Here is a 20378-nt window from a genome sequence, read left to right as displayed (position 1 = left end):
GCGCGGGGCCGTCGCCCCGGTGCCCGCCCCGGTTCCGCCGGCCGCGCCTGCTGCCGGCGTGGCGTACGAGGCGACCCAGCTGGCCGGCGCGATCGACCCGGCGCTGCTGGGCGCCGTGCCGGCCGACCCGGGCACCCCGCCGTCCGGCGGCCCCGCCGTCCCGCCGCCGCCCGGCGGTCCGGCGGCCCCCGCCGCGCCCGCGGCCGGGTACGGCTACCCGAACGCGGGCGGCGCGGCCCCGGCCGTCCCGCCGGCGCCGCTGCCCGGCGTGCCGCAGGGCGCTGCCGTCCCGCCGGGGGTGCCGACGGTCGGCCCCGGCTACTTCGCCGCGCTCAGCTACCGGGGCCCGGACGGCTCCGAGCAGAAGCTGCTGCACCGCAGCGAGCCCGGCACCCCGCACCCGGAGTGGAAGATCCTCCAGGACCTGCGGCGGCTGAACGTGCCGCCGGAGCAGGTGCTGGAGCTCTACACCGAGCTGGAGTCGTGCGACCTGCCGGGCGGCTACTGCAACCGCATGATCGCCGCGTCCTGGCCGAACGTCCGGCTCACCCACACCGCCGCCTACGGCCGCGACCACGCGTCCCGGCAGGCCGGCATGGCCGAGCTGCTCGACCACCTGGACGAGCTGCACCAGCTGGCCTCCGGGGCCCAGCGGGTCCGCCCGTCCCGGGTGCCGCTGCCCGCGCCGGGGACGGTCCAGCCGCTGCCGCCGCTCCCGCCGCAGCAGCTCGCCCAGGAGCTCGGGGCGGCCTTCGGCCAGAACGTGTTCCGCTACGAGCAGCGCGCGGTCTCCCGCCAGGGCGTGCCCGAGCCGGTGTCGCAGTCCCTGGTGTGGGCGGGGCTGCCGCGCGACTTCGGCCCGTTCTTCTGGGCGCAGGCGCAGGAGGGCCGGCCGATCCCGACGCTCGCCGAGCTGGCCGCCGAGCGCGGTCTGCCCGCGGCCCCGGACTTCGGCGGCTACCTGGTGCTCGGCAACGACTACGGCCGCCAGCTCTGCGTCCAGTACGGCACCGCGAACGTGGTCGCCGTGGACGTCGACGGAACCGGCCAGCCTCCCCGGTTCGTCAACACGGGTGTACCGGAGTTCGTCCGCGCGATGGCCCTGCTGGGCCGGATGTGGCGGCTGCGGTACGGGCTGACCCCGGACCAGGCCGGTCGCTGGACGACCGACTTCCAGGCGCAGCTCGCCGCGATCGACCCGGCGGCCCTGCAGACCGCGGACACGTGGTGGGCCGTGCTGCTGGAGCAGTTCTGGGACGGCCTGCTGTAGCGGGTTGTCGAGGATCCTCGCAGGTGGGGAGGGGTCGTTCCGGTGTTTGGAACGACCCCTCCGGCATGCCGTCGTGGCTGTGCCTCGTTGGGGTTTCGCCCAGATCTGCGCAAAATAGGTCAAGAGGATGGGTCTATTCGTCCAGTCCTCGACGTATTCCGGTCCGCCAGGCGTCCGATTTCGGCCCCGGCCGCCGAACCGGTTCCGGATCCGTCCGTTCCGTCCGATCATGGGCTCCGCAGCCCGCGACATGAGGGGAAGAGCCCATGAGCGACGCCGTCCCCGAGTACGGCTTCACCTCTGCCCGGCGCGGTTACGCGCCCGAGCAGGTCGACCGAGCCCTCACCGCCCTCACCGCGCAGCGCGACGAGGCGTGGGAGCGGCTGAGCGTCCTCGGCTCCGGGCTCCGGCAGATGGAGGCCCGGCTGGCCGACATCCGCCGGGCCGCCGAGGACGCCCCGGAGCCCGACTACGAGGTGCTCAGCGAGCAGGCCGCCGGATTGGCGGTGATGGCCCAGAACGAGGCGCGCGCCGTCCGGGAGAAGGCCGAGCGCTTCTCCGAGGACCTCCGGGACGAGGTCTACGAGGCCGGCCAGGCCCTCGGCCACGCCGCCAAGGAGTACGCCGCCACCACCCGCTCCGAGGCCGACCAGGCCGCCCGGCGCACCGACGAGCGCACCCGCGCCGAGGCCGAGGGCATCCGGGCCGAGGCCGACCGGGAGAGCCGCAGCGACCGGGACGCCGCCACCTCCTACGCCGCCAAGGTGCGGGTGGCCGCCGCCGAGGCCGGCGAGCAGGCCGAGGCCACGCTCGCCGAGCTGCGCCGCAAGGCCGACGAGACCTTCGCCCAGGCCCAGACCAAGGCCGACGCCGAGGACGCCCAGGTCTCCGCGACCGCCGAGCGCCGCGTCAAGGAGGCCGAGCAGCACCGGGAGACCGTGCTCGGCCGGATCAAGCAGCTGGAGACCGACGCCCAGGCCAAGGCCGACCAGCTGATCGAGCAGGCCCGCCGGGAGGCCGAGCGGATCAACGCGGCGAGCGAACGCGAGCAGGGTGAGTTCGACGGCCGTCTGGAGACCGTGCAGAAGCACCTGGACCACATCAAGGCCACGCTGGCCTCGCTCACCGGCGCGGCGGTCGGCGCCATCGAGCCGGAGCGGCTGGCGGCGGCGGTCGCCGGGCCGGTGGACGCCCGGCGGGCCGCGGACGCGGTCGCCGACGCGGGGCCGGTGGACGCGGCGCCGGTGGACTCGGAGGCGGACACCGGCGAGATCGAGGTGGCCGACCTGCGGAAGGCCGTCGCGCCGGCCGCGCGGGAGAAGCCGGCGGCCGGGCTGCGGATGCCGGTCGTGGGCGGGGTCTCCGCCGCCGGGGCCGCGAGCGGTTCCGGTGCGTCCAGTGCGCCCGGCGCGTCCAGTGCGCCCGGCGCGTCCGGTGCGCCCGCCGGGGCGGTGGCGACCGGTCCGGTCGTGCCGGCCGCGGCGCCGCCGAAGCCGGTCGGACCGCCCCGGTCGGGGGAGGCCGACGGCGACGGCGAAGGCGCCGAGAAGGAGCCGCAGGACGAGACCCGGATCATCCCGAAGATCGTCATCGTGGACGACGGTGCCGGCTACGCCACCCCGAACACGGTGAGCTACCGGCGTCGCTGACCGCCGCGCCGGCGGCTCGCCCGCGATCAGCCGGGTGAGCTTCGCGTCCTGGGCCCTGACCGCTCCCGCTGGGGCGGTCAGGGCCTTCGCGTTGCGGTCGATCGGCCGACGCCGGTAGCCGGCCGGGGCGGCGAATCGAAGAGGAGCGGTACGGCGTCGACCTGTCGCGCCGGTAGTCGCCGCACGCCTGGTGGCGGCGGCGGGCCGGAACGCGGTCCGGCAGGGCGGCGACCACGAGTGAGGCCGAGACCCGTGGCGCCCTCCAGGAAAGGGCGCCACGGTTCCCGGCGCTTGGGCGGGCGCCCCCACCCAGGGTCGCCCGGCCTCGCACCTCCGACCCCCATCGGGGGTGCGACAGTGCCGCCACAGCCATCCCCCACGGTTGGGTGCGGCGGGCACATTCACCATGGTGCGCGATCTCCATGGACAGGCAGTGACAGGAGTATGTCCAGTTCGTGGCAGATCGCGGAGCCGAATCTGACCAGGGGCCGGACGGTTCGTCCACCGGCCGGTCCGGTGTTCCGTCCAGTGGTTCGTCCGCGGTCCGGTCGCGGTCCGGTCGCGGGCTCCGTCCGGGGCCGTTCGTCGCCCCGGACGGTGGTTCGTTCCCGCCCGGCCCCGCCGGGCCGTACGCCGCGTGTGCGTCCGTGCCGCGGCGTAGGCTGGATACCCCCGGCCGCTCGGCGTGCCGGGCCGTTCGCGTTGCCCCGGCAGGCCTCTGCCGCCCGGAGGCAGCACCAGCCACGGGACGAAGAAGAGACCCTGATGAGTCTGACCGGACTGCTCGATGTCGTCGCGCGGGACTCGGCGCTCGCCGAGGCCATCGAGGCGGCGACCGCCACCGGAGCCGCGGCCGGCGGCCGCCGCCACCTGGACCTGGTCGGACCGCCCGCCGCCCGGCCGTTCGCCATCGCCGCGCTCGCCCGCGCACTGGCCGGCCAGGCCGCCGGCGAGCGGGGCCGTCCGGTGCTCGCCGTCACCGCGACCGGCCGGGAGGCCGAGGACCTCGCCGCCTCGCTGCGCTCGCTGCTGCCGCCGGACGCGGTCGCCGAGTACCCGGCCTGGGAGACCCTGCCGCACGAGCGGCTGTCGCCCCGCTCGGACACCGTCGGGCGCCGGCTGGCCGTGCTGCGCCGGATCGTGCACCCGCGGGCGGACGACCCGGCGGCCGGCCCGGTGCAGGTGGTCGTCGCGCCGGTCCGCTCGGTGCTCCAGCCGCAGGTCAAGGGGCTGGCCGAGCTGGAGCCGGTGGCCGTCCAGCGCGGCGAGTCGCACGACCTGGAGGAGGTCGCCCGGCGGCTCTCCGCCGCCGCCTACGCGCGCGTCGAACTGGTCGAGAAGCGCGGCGAGTTCGCCGTCCGCGGCGGCATCCTGGACGTCTTCCCGCCGACCGAGGAGCACCCGCTGCGGGTGGAGTTCTGGGGCGACGACGTCGAGGAGATCCGCTACTTCAAGGTCGCCGACCAGCGCTCGCTGGAGATCGCCCAGCACGGCCTGTGGGCGCCGCCCTGCCGTGAGCTGCTGCTCACCGACGAGGTGCGGGCGCGGGCCGCCGAGCTGGCCGCCGCGCACCCCGGGCTGGCCGAGATCCTGGACAAGATCGCCGAGGGCATCGCGGTCGAGGGCATGGAGTCGCTGGCGCCCGTCCTGGTGGACGACATGGAACTGCTGATGGACGTGCTGCCGCTCGGCTCGGTCGCCGTGGTCTGCGACCCCGAGCGGGTCCGCACCCGGGCCGCCGACCTGGTGGCGACCAGCCAGGAGTTCCTGCACGCCTCCTGGGTGGCGGCCGCGGCCGGCGGGGACCGGCCGATCGACCTGGAGACCATCGACGTCTCCGCCGCCTCGCTGCGCTCGCTCGCCGAGGTGCGCGAGCACGCCGCCGAGATCGGCCTGCCCTGGTGGTCGGTCAGCCCGTTCGCGACCAGCGAGTCCACCGTGAACGAGGTGCTTGCCCGCGGCGGAGCCGCTGACTGGCACGGCGACGCCAACACGCTCACCCTCGGCATGCACGCCGTCGAGGCCTACCGGGGCGACACCGCCCGGGCGATCGCCGACGCCAAGGAGCGGCTGGCCGCCGACTGGCGGGTCGTGATGGTGACGGAGGGCCACGGGCCCGCCTCCCGGCTCGCCGAGGTGCTCGGCAACGAGGGCATCCCGGCCCGGCTGGTCGCCGACCTCGCCGAGGCGCCCACCCGGGACGTCGTCTACGTCTCCTGCGGCTCGATCGAGCACGGCTTCGTCGACGAGGCCCTGAAACTCACGGTCATCACCGAGACCGACCTGTCCGGCCAGAAGTCCTCCACCAAGGACATGCGCCGGATGCCGTCCCGGCGCCGCAACGCGATCGACCCGCTGGCCCTGGCCGCCGGCGACTACGTCGTCCACGAGGCGCACGGCGTCGGCCGGTACGTCGAGATGGTGCAGCGCACCGTCCAGGGCGCCACCCGCGAGTACCTGGTGCTGGAGTACGCCCCGGCCAAGCGCGGCCACCCCGGCGACCGGCTGTTCGTGCCGACCGACCAGCTCGACCAGGTCACCAAGTACGTCGGCGGCGAGGCCCCGACGCTGCACCGGCTCGGCGGCGCGGACTGGGCGAAGACCAAGCAGCGGGCCAAGAAGGCGGTCAAGGAGATCGCCGCCGACCTGATCAAGCTGTACTCGGCCCGGATGGCCGCCCCCGGCCACACCTTCGGCCCGGACACCCCCTGGCAGCGCGAGCTGGAGGACGCCTTCCCGTACGCGGAGACGCCGGACCAGCTGACCACCATCGCCGAGGTCAAGTCCGACATGGAGAAGTCCGTCCCGATGGACCGGCTGATCTGCGGCGACGTCGGCTACGGCAAGACCGAGATCGCGGTGCGCGCCGCGTTCAAGGCGGTGCAGGACGGCAAGCAGGTGGCGGTGCTGGTGCCGACCACGCTGCTGGTGCAGCAGCACTTCTCCACCTTCGCCGAGCGGTACGCCAACTTCCCGGTGTCGGTGAAGGCGCTCTCCCGGTTCCAGAGCGACAGCGAGGCCAAGGCCGTGCTGGAGGGCCTGTTCGAGGGCTCGGTGGACGTCGTCATCGGCACCCACCGGCTGTTCTCCTCCGAGACCAGGTTCAAGGACCTCGGCCTGGTCATCGTCGACGAGGAGCAGCGCTTCGGCGTCGAGCACAAGGAGCAGCTGAAGAAGCTGCGCGCCAACGTCGACGTGCTCACCATGTCCGCGACGCCGATCCCGCGCACCCTGGAGATGGCCGTCACCGGCATCCGCGAGATGTCCACCATCACCACCCCGCCGGAGGAGCGGCACCCGGTGCTGACCTTCGTCGGCCCCTACGACGAGAAGCAGATCTCGGCCGCGATCCGTCGCGAACTCCTGCGCGAGGGGCAGGTGTTCTACATCCACAACCGGGTGGAGTCGATCGACAAGGCGGCCGCCCGGCTCAAGGACCTCGTCCCCGAGGCGCGGATCGCCACCGCGCACGGGCAGATGGGGGAGAACCAGCTGGAGAAGGTCGTCGTCGACTTCTGGGAGAAGGAGTTCGACGTCCTGGTGTCGACCACGATCGTGGAGTCCGGCATCGACATCTCCAACGCCAACACCCTGATCGTCGAGCGCGGGGACACCTTCGGCCTCTCCCAGCTGCACCAGCTGCGCGGCCGGGTCGGCCGGGGCCGCGAGCGCGGCTACGCGTACATGCTGTACCCACCGGAGAAGCCGCTCACCGAGACCGCGCACGAGCGCCTGGCCACCATCGCCCAGCACACCGAGATGGGCGCCGGCATGTACGTGGCGATGAAGGACCTGGAGATCCGCGGCGCCGGCAACCTGCTCGGCGGCGAGCAGTCCGGGCACATCGCGGGCGTCGGCTTCGACCTCTACATGCGGATGGTCGGCGAGGCGGTGGCCGAGTTCCGCGAGTCGCTGGCGAACGGCGGCGAGCCGGAGGAGGAGCCGCTGGAGGTGAAGATCGAGCTGCCGGTCGACGCGCACGTGCCGCACGACTACGCGCCCGGCGAGCGGCTGCGGCTGCAGGCGTACCGCTCGATCGCGGCGGTCAACTCGGAGGCGGACATCCAGCAGGTCCGGGACGAGCTCGTCGACCGCTACGGCAAGCTGCCCGAGCCGGTGGAGAACCTGCTGCTGGTCGCGGCGCTGCGGCTGTACGCCCGGCGGTGCGGCATCGCGGACATCACCCTCCAGGGGGCCAACGTCCGGTTCGGGCCGGTGGAGCTGCGGGAGTCCCAGCAGCTGCGGCTGAACCGGCTCTACCCGCGCAGCCAGGTCAAGGCGGCCGCCCAGCAGCTACTGGTGCCGCGGCCGAGCACCGGGCGGATCGGCGGCAAGCCGCTGGTCGGGCGGGAGCTGCTGGGCTGGTGCAGCGAGTTCCTGTCGGCGATGTTCGACGACCTGGCGGGGTCGAAGAAGTAGCGCCCGCCAGGGCCGGTGGGAGGGGCGGGTCCCGTCGGGCCCGCCGCCCGCCCCGTCCCCGCCCCGGGCGGGCGGCGGGTAGGTTCGGGGTGTGACGACGAATGTTCCGGACGCGAAGCTGATCCTGCTGACGACCACCCACCGGGTGGCCCCCGGATTGCTGGCGTGGCCGGCGTGGGAGGCACTGCGGTCGGCAGGGCGGGTGCTGGCGGCGGACGCGGGGCATCCGCAGGTGGCGGCGGTGCGGCAGGCCGGGGTGGAGGTCGAGGTCGTGGCGGCGGGGTCGGCGCCGGCGCTGGCGCGGCTGCTGACCGGGCAGCCGGGCGGGGCCGGGCCGACGGTGTGGCTGGGCAGCCCGGACGGGGATCCGGGGCTGACGGACGCGCTGGCGCGGCTGGCGGTGGAGCACGCCGGTGAGGTGCCGGAGATCGAGGTGCTGCCGGGGTCGTACGACCTGCCGGGGGCGCGGCTGCTGGACCTGGTGTCGGTGATGGACCGGCTGCGCTCGCCGGGCGGTTGCCCGTGGGACGCCGAGCAGACGCACGAGAGCCTGGTGAAGTACCTGGTCGAGGAGGCGTACGAGCTGGTCGAGGCGATCGAGGAGGGGGACCGGGAGACGCTGCGCGAGGAGTTGGGCGACGTGCTGCTCCAGGTGTTCTTCCACTCCCGGATCGCCGAGGAGCACCCGGAGGAGGCGTTCTCGATCGACGACGTGGCCGGTGACATCGTCGAGAAGCTGATGTACCGGCACCCGCACGTGTTCGGGGACGTCGAGGCGGAGGGCGCCGCCGAGGTGGAGGCGAACTGGGAGCAGCTGAAGGCGGCCGAGAAGGCGGACCGGGAGTCGGTGCTGGACGGCGTGCCGGCCGGGCTGCCGTCGCTGGCGTACGCGGCGAAGCTGGTGTCTCGGGTGCGCCGGGCGGGCTTCGCGGGCGTGCCGGACGAGCCGTACGCGCTGCCGGCGGAGCTGACGGCGCAGTCGGCGGGCCGGCTGCTGCTGGCGGTGGCCCAGCGGGCGCACGACGCCGGGGTGGACGTGGACGCGGCGCTGCGCTCGGCCGCGCGTGGTTACCGGGACGCGGTGCGCGCGGCCGAGGGCCTCAAGCCGGTCGGCGAGTAGCGGGCCCGGGCGGGGCCTCAGGCGGCGGTGGCGGTGTTCTCGATCGGCCGCCGCTGCCGGGGGACGACTTCGCCGATGGCCTCGCCGACGAGGGCGAGGAGTTCGGCGAGGCGTTCGAGGTCGAGGCGGGCGGGCAGTTCGGCGAGGGAGACGATCCGCTCGCCGTCGGGGCCGGCGACGCAGAACAGGTCGATGGGGCCGAGGTGCTTCTCGGCGGTGTCGACGAGGGCGGCGATGTCGCTGGGGCGGCGGATGTCGCCGCCGACGCCGACGACGGGGCAGCCCGGCCGGTCGAGTTCGGTGGCGAGGTCCTCGGCGACGCCGGCCCGCTGGTCGGCGATCAGCACTCCGGCGGCTCCGGCGGCGGCGAACCGGCGGGCGAGCTCGGCTCCCGATCCGCCGTCGAGTACCGCGATGACGACGACTGACCCGCTGACCCGCATGGTCTGCTCCTCCCTGTGGGCGACACCGCACCGGCGCCCACGATTTCTGCGGAGGATCGTAGGCAGGTCCTGACCCTCCGCAACAGGGATTACCCCTCAGGTGACCAGGGTCACGCCCGCCGCCCGGCCAAGAGCTGTCCAAGAGCTGTCCACGGACCGTCCACGAGGCGTCCACGGAGCGTTGGCGGGCCGTCCGCCGGGTGTCGACGATCCGGCTCCGCCGGTCGCGGCCGCCGGAGGCGGTGCGGCCCCGACCCACCGGATACGGTCGACGCATGCCAGTGCAGCCCGACCCCGCCGCCCCGCAGCTCTTCACCTGGGAGTTCGCCACCGATCCGTACCCCGCCTACGCCTGGTTGCGCGAGCACGCCCCGGTGCACCGCACGACGCTGCCGAGCGGGGTGGAGGCCTGGTTGGTGACCCGCTACGCGGACGCGCGGCAGGCGCTGGCGGACAGCAGGCTGTCGAAGAACCCGGCGCACCACAGCGAGCAGGCGCACCGCACCGGGCGGGTGGGAATTCCGGGGGAGCGCCAGGCGGACTTGATGACGCATCTGCTGAACATCGACCCGCCGGACCACACCCGGCTGCGCCGGCTGGTGTCGAAGGCGTTCACGCCGCGCCGGGTGGCGGAGTTCGAGCCGCGGGTGCAGCAGCTCACGGACCGGCTGATCGACGGCTTCGCGCAGCGCGGTTCGGCGGACCTGATCCACGAGTTCGCGTTCCCGCTCCCCATCTACGCGATCTGCGACCTGCTGGGCGTGCCGGCCGAGGACCAGGACGACTTCCGGGACTGGGCCGGGATGATGCTGCGACACACGAAGCCGGGCCACGGAGGCGGCCAACGCGGCGGCGTGGGGCGGGCGGTGAAGCGGATGCGGGCGTACCTGCTGGAGCTGATCCACCGCAAGCGGGCGGATCCGGGCGAGGACCTGATCTCGGGCCTGATCCGGGCGAGCGACCACGGCGAGCACCTGAACGAGAACGAGGCCGCCGCGATGGCGTTCATCCTCCTGTTCGCGGGGTTCGAGACGACCGTCAACCTGATCGGCAACGGCACGTACGCGCTGCTGCGCAACCCGGAGCAGCGCAGGCTGCTGCAGGAGTCGGTGGTGCGCGGCGAGACGGCGCTGCTGGACACCGGGATCGAGGAACTCCTGCGCTACGACGGGCCGGTGGAGATGGCGACGTGGCGCTTCGCGACGCGGCCGCTGTCGATCGGCGGGGTGGACATCCCGGTGGGCGATCCGGTGCTGGTGGTGCTGGCCGCGGCGGATCGCGATCCGGCCAGGTTCGCGGACGAGAACACCCTGGACCTGGCCCGCACGGACAATCCGCACCTGGGTTTCGGCCACGGGATCCACTACTGCATCGGCGCCCCGCTGGCCCGCCTGGAGGGGCGGAGCGCACTGACCACGCTGCTTTCCCGGCTGCCGGACCTGCGGCTCGCGGAAAACCCGGAGGACCTGCGCTGGCGGGGCGGCCTGATCATGCGTGGCCTGCGGGAACTCCCGGTCGAATTCACTCCGGAGGCCCGCTCTCCGCACGCGCCGGTCGCGCCGGCCGACGCTCCGACACGCTGACGGCGCGTCTCCGGCGGGTCGTGGAGCCGGGTCTGAACCCGCATTAATCCGGACATACCGCCGCCGTTGGTAGGCGATTGACCACGCGCCGTAATTTGTGCGTGATATCGGTGATATGAGCTTGTTATTGGTCTGATGATCTGTCTACTCTCCCTGGAGTTCGCAGCTGCGGACCTCGTGCGCGGAACGCCGAATCCTGCCCGCCGCGTCACGGGAAACCGACCAGACCCTGGGCAGGGGCGGGGGAACCAGGTTTGTTGCCGTTCCCCAACGGCTTGGGGTGAAGCCGCCCGAGCGGAATCGTTTCCGCTTTCGGCGGCCGGGCCACCTCCCGGTCCGAACCCGACAGCTCACCTCGCAGGCGTGCGGAGAGGGACCTCGTCATGCTGTTCGTTGGAACTGGCCGCCACCGTCGTCGCACCCAGACCGAGAAGGCCATCGCCGTCGCCGGTGTGGCCGGCGTCGGACTCGCGATGCCGCTCCTCACCGCCACCGGCGCCTCCGCCGCCCCGGCCTCCACCTGGGACGCCGTCGCCCAGTGCGAGAGCGGCGGCAACTGGAGCATCAACACCGGCAACGGCTTCTCCGGCGGCCTGCAGTTCACGCCCAGCACCTGGAAGGCGTACGGCGGCACCTCCTACGCCCCGCAGGCCAACCAGGCCAGCAAGGCGCAGCAGATCTCGGTCGCCGAGAAGGTGCTGGCCTCGCAGGGTCCGGGCGCCTGGCCCGTCTGCTCCCAGAAGGCCGGTCTGAGCAAGGGCGGCGCCCCGGCCTCCGTGGACACCTCCACGGACGCCAAGCCCGCCAAGCAGTCCGCCGCCAAGCCGACCCAGCAGGCGCAGACCCCGAAGCCCGCCCAGCAGCCGGTCCAGCAGGCCGCCCCGAAGCCGGCCGCCCAGCAGCCCGTCCAGCAGGCCCCGCAGCAGACGCAGCCGCAGACCCAGGGCTTCTCCGGCAAGGCCGGCTGGGACGCCGACGCGAAGGTGTACTGGTACCAGAACAACGGCGCCTGGTACTGGACCAGCCACCAGAGCGTCTACCAGCAGTACGCGGGCCAGCCCGCCGCCCAGCCGCAGTACGCGCCCCGCGCCGCGCAGCCCGCGCAGCCCGCGCAGTCCGCCCCGGCCGCGCAGCCCGCGCAGCCCGCCGCCGCGCAGGGCGGTCACGACTACACCGTCCGGGCCGGCGACACGCTGTCGACGATCGCCGCCGCCCAGGGCGTGTCCGGCGGCTGGCAGTCGGTGTACGACGGCAACCGCGGCACCGTCGGCGGCAACCCCAACCTGATCATGCCCGGCCAGGTGCTGCACCTCGGCTGAGCGGCCCGGGCCCTGAGCGGCCCGTGCCCTGCGGGCGAAGGGGGACGGGCGCCGTCCCCCTTCGCCCGCATTCCCCCGTATTCGCCCGCTTCGATCAGGCAAGCAGGTGAACTACTGGTGGGTAGCGGGGCCACACGCTGAGACGGGACCGAGGCCAGCGCGGCCCCGGGGGCCGGGGCGGTTAGGCTCTGGTCGTAACGACTCCGCAATCGTCCCGCCGGCAGCACCCAACGTCAGCCGGACCCTGCTTCCGCAAGGAGATGCCTCGTGCCGTCCATCGATGTCGTCGTAGCCCGTGAGATTCTCGACTCGCGTGGCAACCCCACGGTCGAGGTCGAGGTCGGCCTCGACGACGGCAGCACCGGTCGTGCCGCTGTCCCGTCGGGTGCCTCCACCGGCGCCTTCGAGGCGCTGGAGCTGCGCGACGGTGACAAGAACCGTTACTTCGGCAAGGGCGTGGAGAAGGCCGTCCTGGCCGTCATCGAGCAGATCGGCCCGGAGCTGGTCGGCTACGACGCCACCGAGCAGCGCCTGATCGACCAGGCCATGCTCGACCTGGACGCCACCCCGGACAAGTCCTCGCTCGGCGCCAACGCGATCCTGGGCGTCTCGCTGGCCGTGGCGCACGCCGCCTCCGAGGCCAGCGACCTGCCGCTGTTCCGCTACCTGGGCGGCCCGAACGCGCACGTGCTGCCCGTTCCGATGATGAACATCCTCAACGGCGGTTCGCACGCGGACTCCAACGTCGACATCCAGGAGTTCATGATCGCCCCGATCGGCGCGGAGTCCTTCTCCGAGGCCGTCCGCTGGGGCGTCGAGGTCTACCACACCCTCAAGGGCGTGCTGAAGGAGCGCGGCCTGTCCACCGGCCTCGGCGACGAGGGCGGCTTCGCGCCGAACCTGGACAGCAACCGCGAGGCCCTGGACCTCATCACCGAGGCCATCCAGAAGGCCGGCTACGTGCCCGGCCGCGACATCGCGCTCGCCCTGGACGTCGCCGCGTCCGAGTTCTACGAGGACGGCGCCTACCAGTTCGAGGGCAAGGCCATCTCCGCCGCCGAGCTCATCGAGTACTACGCCGAGCTGGTCGACGCCTACCCGCTGGTCTCCATCGAGGACCCGCTGGACGAGTCGGACTGGGACGGCTGGAAGGCCATGACCGTCAAGCTGGGCGACAAGGTCCAGCTGGTCGGCGACGACCTGTTCGTCACCAACCCGGCCCGCCTGGCCAGGGGCATCGAGACCGGCACCGCCAACGCGCTGCTGGTGAAGGTGAACCAGATCGGCTCGCTGACCGAGACCCTGGACGCCGTCGAGCTGGCCCAGCGCAACGGCTACCGCTGCATGATGTCGCACCGCTCCGGCGAGACCGAGGACGTCACCATCGCCGACCTGGCCGTCGCCACCAACTGCGGCCAGATCAAGACCGGCGCCCCGGCCCGCTCCGAGCGCGTCGCCAAGTACAACCAGCTGCTGCGCATCGAGGAGATCCTCGACGACGCCGCCGAGTACGCCGGCCGCGGCGCCTTCCCGCGCTTCCGTTCCGCGGAATAGCAAGCACAGCCGCTCCGCGGAATAGCAAGCACAGCCGCTCTGCGGAGTAGCAAGCTCAGCCGCTCCGCGGAGCAGCAGGCTCAGCCGTTCCTCGGAGCGGCGAGCACGGTCGCTCCGCCGACCGGTGAGCACGCCTGACTGGTGCCCCGCCGTTCACCCCGTAGGGTGGACGGCGGGGCACCGTCGCGACCAGGAGGGGAACGGGAGATGGCAGGCTGGAGGATCCCGGGCTTGGCGGCCCGGCCTCGCTTCACGAGCCGGGCGACCGTCCTCGTCCTGGTGCTCTGCTCGCTGGTGGCGATCCTCGCCTACCCGACGCGGCAGTTCATCTCCCAGCGCGCCGAGATCTCCGCCCAGCAGGCGAAGGCCGACCGCTCCCGCCAGCAGGTCGAGCAGCTGCGCCGGGAGAAGGCCCGCTGGCAGGACCCCGAGTACGTCAAGGCGCAGGCCCGCGCCCGGCTGCACTACGCGATGCCGGGGGAGACCCCGTACATCGCGGTGGATCCGGCCGGTCCGGCCGCCGCCCGGCCCTCGGCGTCCGCCACCGGTTCCGCTGCCGCCGCCGGCTCGGCCGCCTCCGACGGCGCGTCCGGCGGCTCGGCGCGGGCTGCCAAGCCCTGGTACGCCAGCATCTGGGACTCGGTCGACGCCGCCGACACCACCGACGCCGCCGCCCCGGCCCCCGCCTCCCCCCGTCCGCTCCCACCGTCCCCCGCTGGAGACACCTCCCCCCATGACCACTGAGAACCACCCCGCCGTCTCCGACGCCGACGTCGCCGCCATCGCCGCCCAGCTCGGCCGGGTGCCGCGCGGCCTGCGCGGCGTGGCGCACCGCTGCCCCTGCGGCAACCCGGACGTCGTGGAGACGGCCCCCCGACTGCCGGACGGCACGCCGTTCCCGACGCTGTACTACCTGACCTGCCCCAAGGCCGCCTCGCTGATCGGCACCCTGGAGGCGGACGGCGTGATGAAGGAGCAGACCGCCCGGCTCGCCGAGGACCCGGAGCTGGCCGCCGCCTACCAGAAGGCGCACGAGGACTACATCGCCCGGCGCGACGCCATCGAGGTGCTGGAGGGCTTCCCGAGCGCCGGTGGCATGCCGGACCGGGTGAAGTGCCTGCACGTGCTGGTCGGCCACTCGCTGGCGGCCGGCGAGGGCGTCAACCCGCTCGGCGACGAGGCGATCGGCCTGCTGGAGGACTGGTGGGCCAAGGGCCCCTGCGTCTCCCCGGCCGAGGTCGAGGCCGCCGGTGGGCGGGTCGCCCGCAACCGGGCCAAGGAGCAGGACCACCAGGCCGTGATCGAGGCCAAGCAGCAGAAGGCCGCCGAGCGCGCCGCGAAGAAGCGGGCCGCCGAGGAGTCCGACCCCGGGGAGTCCGCGTGAGCATGACACGGGTGGCCGCGATCGACTGCGGCACCAACTCGATCCGGCTGCTGGTCGCCGACCTGGACCCGGCCACCGGGGAGATCACCGACCTCGACCGCCGCATGATCATCAACCGGCTGGGCCAGGGCGTGGACCAGACCGGCCGGCTGCACCCGGACGCGCTGGCCCGCACCTTCGCGGCCTGCCGCGAGTACCGGGAGGTCATCGCGGGGTTCGGGGTCGGCCCGGAGCGCACCCGCTTCGTCGCCACCAGCGCCTCGCGGGACGCCGAGAACAGCGACGAGTACGTCGAGGGCGTGCGCGCGATCCTGGGCGTCGAGCCCGAGGTGGTGAGCGGCGAGGAGGAGGCGCACCTGTCCTTCGTGGGCGCCACCAGGGAGCTGACCGGCGGCCAGTTCCCGGCGCCGTACCTGGTGTTCGACCTCGGCGGCGGCTCGACCGAGTTCGTGCTGGGCGGTGCGGACGTGCAGGCGGCGCGCTCGGTGGACATCGGCTGCGTCCGGCTCACCGAGCGGCACTTCGGCGGCGCCGAGCTGCCCTCGCCGGAGCAGATCGAGACGGCCCGGGCGCACGTGCGGGCCGAGCTGGACAAGGCCGAGGAGGTCGTCCCGCTGCGCGGCGCGGCCACCCTGGTGGGCCTGGCCGGGACGGTCACCACGGTGTCCGCGATCGCCCAGGACCTGCCGGCCTACGACTCGGCGGCGATCCACCACTCGCGGATCGGCCGGGAGCGGGTCGCCGGGATCGCCCGTGAGCTGCTGGGTGCCACCCACGCCGAGCGCGCGGCCATCCCGTCGATGCACCCGGGCCGGGTGGACGTGATCGCGGCCGGCGCGCTGGAGCTGCTGGAGATCATGGAGCGGACGGGCGCGGCCGAGGTGGTCGTGAGCGAGCACGACATCCTGGACGGCATCGCCTGGAGTATGGCCTCCTGACCTCCTGCGGGCCTTACCCGACCGGCCCCGGCACCCCTTTCGGGGGTCCGGGGCCGGGGCGCGCCCGGACCGGTGCGGGAAAGTTCGTGAATTTCTTCACATGGCGATCCAGTCATTCGTCGCACCCGCTCGCCCGCTACGTCCGAAATGTGGGACCGAAGGTCTGCTCGCCGTGACGACCCCTGGATCGCAGGTCAAGCCTCGGTTGAGGTTTGAAAATCGAAATCACGAGCGGGAACCCGGGCGCCGTACGGATCGTTGCTGCTCAGCAGGGTGGTATTCCGGCGTGCGCCCACGAGGGGGCGCCCAAGGCCGTGAGCCGGCGCGCTGGGCCCGGATTTGCGGCCGCGCAGTGTAGCACGGGGTGTCCAGAAGCTTGTGACCGGGCTCACGAAGGCTGCTCCGGACGGTGCTGGATACTTTCGGATATGAGCACCACGGAGCGTCCTCGCATCCTCATTGTCGGCGGTGGTTACGTCGGCCTGTATGCCGCGATGCGCATCCTCAAGAAGATGCGTTACGGCGAAGCGACCGTCACGGTCGTGGACCCGCGGTCGTACATGACGTACCTGCCCTTCCTCCCCGAGGCGGCCGGCGGCAACGTCGCGCCCCGCAACCTCGTCGCGCCGCTGCGCAGCGCCCTCAAGAAGGCGGAGGTGCTCACCGGTGCGGTCACCGGTGTGGACCACGCCCGCAAGGTCGCCACCATCCAGCCCGCGGCCGGCGACAGCTACGAGCTGCCCTTCGAGTACCTGGTCGTCGCGACCGGCTCGGTCTCCCGCACCTTCCCGATCCCGGGTCTGGCGGAGCACGGCATCGGCATGAAGACGGTGGAGGAGGCCATCAGCCTCCGCAACCACGTCATGGCCCAGCTCGACAAGGCCGAGTCCACCGCCGACGAGGAGGTCCGCCGCAAGGCCCTGACCTTCGTCGTCATCGGCGGCGGCTTCGCCGGTGTCGAGACGATCGCCGAGGTCGAGGACATGGCGCGCGACGCCGCCAAGATCTACAAGACCGTCAGCCGTGACGACATGCGCTTCGTCCTGGTGGAGGCGGCCAACCGCATCCTCCCGGAGATGGGCCCGGACCTCGGTCTGTGGACCAAGGAGAAGCTCGAGGAGCGGAAGATCGAGGTCTACATCGAGACCTCGATGGACTCCTGCGTCGACCAGCACGTGGTGCTGAAGAACGGCCTGGAGATGGACGCCTCCACCATCGTGTGGACGGCCGGCGTGAAGCCGAACCCGGTGCTGGCCAACTTCGGCCTGCCGCTGGGCCCGCGCGGCCACGTCGACACCGCGCCGACCCTCCAGGTCCAGGGCTTCGACTACGTCTGGTCCGCCGGCGACAACGCCCAGGTCCCGGACCTCGCCTCCGGCGAGGGCGCCTGGTGCCCGCCGAACGCGCAGCACGCCGTGCGCCAGGCCGCCGTCCTCGGTGACAACGTCATCTCGGGCATGCGGGGCTTCCCGCAGAAGAACTACGAGCACAAGAACCTCGGTGCGGTCGCCGGCCTGGGCCTGCACAAGGGCGTCGCGATCCTCTTCGGCAAGGTCAAGCTGAAGGGCCGTCTGGCCTGGTGGTTCCACCGCGCGTACCACGGCGCCATGGTCCCGACCATGAACCGCAAGGTCCGGGTCTTCACCGACTGGACGCTGGCCATGTTCCTGAAGCGCGAGATGGTCGGCCTCTCCCAGATGGAGCAGCCGCGCCTGCCGATCCAGGAGGTCACGGCGCCCACGAAGCCCGTGGAGGCCGCCAAGCCGGCCGCCGAGAAGGAACTCGCCAGCAAGTAAGCGACTGCGACCCCGGTGTGGGAGCACCGGGGTATGAGTCGGAGGCCCTCCGCCCGGCAGTGTCGCCGGACCACGACCTCCGTGGTGCTCAGCCGGCCGTGCGACCGGGCGGAGTACAGAAGTAGAAGGGCCCCTGCCGAAACCCTCCGGCAGGGGCCCTTTCTCGTCGTCCGCCCGCTGGGCGGGCCCGTGAGGGGCGGTCAGTCGGTCTTGATGCTCTCCAGGATGTCCAGCTTGGACGCCCGGCGGGCGGGCCAGATCGCGGCGACCAGGCCGACCACCCCGGCCAGGGCCAGGAACAGCGCCAGCTGGCCGAACGGCAGGACGGTGGTCAGGCCGCTCAGGCTGGACTTCAGGGTGCCGTTGATCGCCCAGGCGATGAAGCAGCCGAGCAGCAGGCCGATGCCGGCGCCGAACAGCGAGATCACCACGGACTCCAGGCGGACCATCCGCTTGATGCCCCGGCGGTCCAGGCCGATCGCCCGCAGCATCCCGATCTCGCGCTTGCGCTCGAAGACCGACATCGCCAGCGTGTTGATCACGCCCAGGATCGCGACCAGCACGGACATCGCCAGCAGGCCGTACATCAGGTTCAGCGCGAAGGTGATGGTCTGGCTGAAGTCGTCGCGGACGTCCTGCTTGGACTTGACGTCGATCACCGGGTTGGCGCCGGTGGCGTCCTTGAGGGACTGCTTGAGCGCGGAGGTGGCGCCGTCCTTGCCCTTGACCAGGACGTCGGTGATGTAGGGCTTCGCCTCGTGCTTGGCGACCTCGCTGTTGGCCAGCAGGACCGAGCCGAGCATGCCGCCCTTCTCGTACACGCCGCCGACGGTGAGCTGACCGGTGGACTGGTCCGGGTAGGAGACCGCCATCGTCGAGCCGGCGGTGACGTGGAGCTTCGTGGCGAGCTCCTGGTCCACCAGGACCTTGCCCTGGCCGAGGGCGGCGGTGGCGCCGCTGGTCAGCTTGACCTCGGCGAGCTGGTCGAAGGAGCCGGCGTCCATGCCGGTGATCGTCACGCCGGTGCCGTCGAGCTCCCACCTGGCGGTCGTCACCGCGGAGGAGGCGGCCACCCCGGGGGCCTTGGCGATCTCACCGGGCACCTGCTCGGACAGGCTCATGTGGTTGGCGCCCGAGACCATGTAGTCGGACTTCATCGAGCTGGTGACGGCCTTGTCGATCGCGCCGCCGACCGAGGCACCGATCACGGTGAGGCCGCTGACCAGGGTCAGGCCGATGGTGAGCGCGGCGGCGGTGGACGCGGTGCGGCGCGGGTTGCGGACCGCGTTCTGCTGGGCGAGCTTGCCCGGGGTGCCGCCGAGCCCGCGCAGCAGCGGGCCGATCAGCGCGACCACCGGGCGGGAGAGCAGCGGCAGCAGGACGAACACGCCGATCAGGGCGAGCAGGGCGCCGAGGCCGACCGGCAGGCGGCCGCTGTCGTTGCCGGTGGAGGCGCCGAAGCCGATCAGCGCGAGGCCGCCGGCGGTGAGCGCCGAGCCGATCGCGTTGCGGACCAGCAGGCTCTTCTGGCTGGTCGGCTGGTCGCCGCTGCTCATCGCCGCCACCGGGGCGATCCGGGAGGCGCGCACGGCCGGCAGCAGGGCGGACAGCACCGTCACCAGGACGCCGACGGCCAGGGTCACCGCGATGGTGAGCGGCTTGATGACCAGCGTGCCGTGCGGCATGTTCTCGTTCAGCTGGCTCATCAGGGCCTGCATGCCGGCGCCGATCCCGATGCCGGCGAGCAGCCCGGCCAGCGCCGCGACGGTGCCGATCGCCAGGGCCTCGACCAGCACCGAGCGGGTGACCTGCTTGCGGCTGGCGCCGATCGCCCGCAGCAGCGCGAGTTCCTTGGTGCGCTGGGCGACCAGCATGGTGAAGGTGTTGGCGATGATGAAGATGCCGACGAAGAGCGAGATCCCGGCGAAGACCAGCAGCATGGTGCGCATGCTGTCGGTGGCCTTGGTGATCATCTCCTGCTCGTCGGCCTTGAGCTTGGCGCCCGTCTCGACGTCGAAGTGCTGGCCGGACGGCACCTTGGGCTGGACCTGGGCGAGCAGCGCGTCCTCGCTGGTGCCGGGCTTGGCGGTGAGCACGATGCTGCTGAAGTGGCCGGGCTCCAGCAGCAGCTGCTGGGCGGTGGTGCGGTCGAACAGGGTGAGGGTGCCGCCGCTGTTCACCACCGGGTCGTCGGTGGTGAAGACGCCGGTGAGCTTCGCCTCGACCACCGGGCCGTTGATGGCGATCCGGACGGTGTCGCCGATCTTGTAGCCGGCCTTGTCGGCGGTCTTGCGGTCGAGGGCGATCTCCTTGCCGTTCTTCGGGCCCTGACCCTCGGCCATCGGGTAGCGCGGGTCCTTGCCGTCCGCGGCCGGGGCGAAGTTGGCGCCCTTGGCGGCCCAGAACTGGCCGATCAGGTTGCCGCTCCGGTCGGCGACCCCGGTGAAGCCGCTGACCACGCCGCGGGCGTTGGCGGTGCCCGGCAGGGCGGCCAGCTGCTGGACGGTGGCGTCGGTGAGCGAGGCGTTGCCGCTCTCGCTCTTCTGCTTGGCGCCGGCGCGGGAGCCGGCCGAGTAGTCCACGACCTGGACCGAGACGTCCGAGTAGCTCTTGGAGTTGTTGTCCCGCATGGCCTTGCCGAAGGTGTCGGAGAAGACCATGGTGCCGGCGACGAAGGCGGTGCCGAGCATGACGGCCAGCGCCGTCATGAGGAGTCGGCCCTTGTGGGCCAGCACGTTGCGCAGTGCGGTGCGGTACATGGGGTGTCCTGGGTTTCGCGTAGGGGCGGCGGCTGGGCTGGCTGGCCCTGGCTGGCGGGATGCTCTAGCTGGTGCGGCCCTTGGCGTCGAAGCGGCGCATGCGGTCCAGGACGGTGTCGGCGGTGGGGTGGTGGAGTTCGTCGA

The 20378-nt window shown here is 72.8% G+C and carries 13 protein-coding genes, 1 pseudogene and 1 riboswitch; of the genes and pseudogenes, 11 read left to right on the top strand and 3 right to left on the bottom strand.

The window, feature by feature from the left end:
• The 4 genes from ACFWPT_RS38965 to ACFWPT_RS38950 all read left to right on the top strand — a co-directional run.
• On the top strand, positions 1-1270 hold a 1270-nt coding region (locus tag ACFWPT_RS38965), incomplete at its 5' end, for an SUKH-4 family immunity protein (protein WP_380487652.1).
• Positions 1271-1536: 266 nt separating this feature from the next.
• Positions 1537-2919 carry a hypothetical protein gene (locus ACFWPT_RS38960; RefSeq protein WP_380487650.1) on the top strand — a complete coding sequence of 461 codons (1383 nt, stop codon included), beginning with the start codon at positions 1537-1539 and terminating at the stop codon, positions 2917-2919.
• 765 nt (positions 2920-3684) lie between these two features.
• Entirely contained in the window at positions 3685-7338 is a 3654-nt protein-coding gene (gene mfd / locus ACFWPT_RS38955) for a transcription-repair coupling factor (protein ID WP_380487648.1), read from the top strand.
• A gap of 91 nt (positions 7339-7429) precedes the next feature.
• Entirely contained in the window at positions 7430-8458 is a 1029-nt protein-coding gene (locus ACFWPT_RS38950; protein ID WP_063348038.1) for a MazG family protein, read from the top strand.
• A gap of 17 nt (positions 8459-8475) precedes the next feature.
• On the opposite strand, the gene ACFWPT_RS38945 is transcribed toward ACFWPT_RS38950, so the two are convergent.
• Positions 8476-8901 carry an SDR family NAD(P)-dependent oxidoreductase gene (locus ACFWPT_RS38945; protein WP_063348037.1) on the bottom strand — a complete coding sequence of 142 codons (426 nt, stop codon included), beginning with the start codon at positions 8899-8901 and terminating at the stop codon, positions 8476-8478.
• A gap of 275 nt (positions 8902-9176) precedes the next feature.
• On the opposite strand from ACFWPT_RS38945, the gene ACFWPT_RS38940 reads away from it, so the two are divergent.
• From ACFWPT_RS38940 to ACFWPT_RS38910, 7 genes are all read left to right on the top strand, one after another.
• Complete coding sequence (locus tag ACFWPT_RS38940) at positions 9177-10484, top strand: cytochrome P450 (RefSeq protein ID WP_380487646.1); 1308 nt, start codon at positions 9177-9179, stop codon at positions 10482-10484.
• A gap of 210 nt (positions 10485-10694) precedes the next feature.
• A riboswitch (cyclic di-AMP (ydaO/yuaA leader) is annotated at positions 10695-10862 on the top strand.
• Positions 10863-10867: 5 nt separating this feature from the next.
• A complete protein-coding gene (locus ACFWPT_RS38935) occupies positions 10868-11803 on the top strand; it encodes a transglycosylase family protein (protein ID WP_380487644.1) in 936 nt (311 codons plus the stop codon).
• Positions 11804-12070: 267 nt separating this feature from the next.
• The gene (gene eno, locus ACFWPT_RS38930; RefSeq protein ID WP_363588371.1) at positions 12071-13357 is read left to right on the top strand and encodes a phosphopyruvate hydratase; all 1287 of its coding nucleotides are present in this window, start codon (positions 12071-12073) and stop codon (positions 13355-13357) included.
• A gap of 231 nt (positions 13358-13588) precedes the next feature.
• Positions 13589-14101, top strand: coding sequence for a septum formation initiator family protein (locus tag ACFWPT_RS38925; RefSeq protein WP_380379519.1), 513 nt, complete (start codon positions 13589-13591; stop codon positions 14099-14101).
• The gene (locus ACFWPT_RS38920) at positions 14073-14741 is read left to right on the top strand and encodes a DUF501 domain-containing protein (RefSeq protein WP_079136261.1); all 669 of its coding nucleotides are present in this window, start codon (positions 14073-14075) and stop codon (positions 14739-14741) included. The genes ACFWPT_RS38925 and ACFWPT_RS38920 overlap by 29 nt, the downstream gene beginning before the upstream one ends.
• A 2-nt stretch (positions 14742-14743) precedes the next feature.
• Positions 14744-15679: an exopolyphosphatase gene (locus ACFWPT_RS38915; protein ID WP_380487654.1), complete on the top strand. Its 936-nt coding sequence runs from the start codon at positions 14744-14746 to the stop codon at positions 15677-15679.
• A 428-nt stretch (positions 15680-16107) separates the two neighbouring features.
• On the top strand, positions 16108-17475 hold the full coding sequence (locus tag ACFWPT_RS38910; RefSeq protein WP_063348030.1) for an NAD(P)/FAD-dependent oxidoreductase: 1368 nt from the start codon (positions 16108-16110) through the stop codon (positions 17473-17475).
• A 200-nt stretch (positions 17476-17675) separates the two neighbouring features.
• Here ACFWPT_RS38910 and ACFWPT_RS38905 read toward each other — a convergent pair whose 3' ends face one another.
• Both ACFWPT_RS38905 and ACFWPT_RS38900 read right to left on the bottom strand, forming a co-directional pair.
• Positions 17676-20234: an ABC transporter permease gene (locus tag ACFWPT_RS38905; RefSeq protein ID WP_380487642.1), complete on the bottom strand. Its 2559-nt coding sequence runs from the start codon at positions 20232-20234 to the stop codon at positions 17676-17678.
• 64 nt (positions 20235-20298) lie between these two features.
• Positions 20299-20378 (bottom strand): annotated as a pseudogene (locus tag ACFWPT_RS38900) (ABC transporter ATP-binding protein); the annotation flags it as partial.

The organism is Kitasatospora sp. NPDC058478 (genome assembly GCF_042720345.1).
Classification (GTDB): Bacteria; Actinomycetota; Actinomycetes; order Streptomycetales; family Streptomycetaceae; genus Kitasatospora.
This window is presented reverse-complemented; position numbering and strand designations above follow the sequence as displayed.

Excerpts from the sequence above, each read along its gene's own strand:
- mfd (WP_380487648.1), top strand. The coding sequence starts at position 3,685 with ATGAGTCTGACCGGACTGCTCGATGTCGTCGCGCGGGACTCGGCGCTC.
- ACFWPT_RS38915 (WP_380487654.1), top strand. The coding sequence starts at position 14,744 with ATGACACGGGTGGCCGCGATCGACTGCGGCACCAACTCGATCCGGCTG.
- ACFWPT_RS38910 (WP_063348030.1), top strand. The coding sequence starts at position 16,108 with ATGAGCACCACGGAGCGTCCTCGCATCCTCATTGTCGGCGGTGGTTAC.
- ACFWPT_RS38940 (WP_380487646.1), top strand. The coding sequence starts at position 9,177 with ATGCCAGTGCAGCCCGACCCCGCCGCCCCGCAGCTCTTCACCTGGGAG.
- ACFWPT_RS38935 (WP_380487644.1), top strand. The coding sequence starts at position 10,868 with ATGCTGTTCGTTGGAACTGGCCGCCACCGTCGTCGCACCCAGACCGAG.
- ACFWPT_RS38960 (WP_380487650.1), top strand. The coding sequence starts at position 1,537 with ATGAGCGACGCCGTCCCCGAGTACGGCTTCACCTCTGCCCGGCGCGGT.
- ACFWPT_RS38945 (WP_063348037.1), bottom strand. The coding sequence starts at position 8,901 with ATGCGGGTCAGCGGGTCAGTCGTCGTCATCGCGGTACTCGACGGCGGA.
- ACFWPT_RS38905 (WP_380487642.1), bottom strand. The coding sequence starts at position 20,234 with ATGTACCGCACCGCACTGCGCAACGTGCTGGCCCACAAGGGCCGACTC.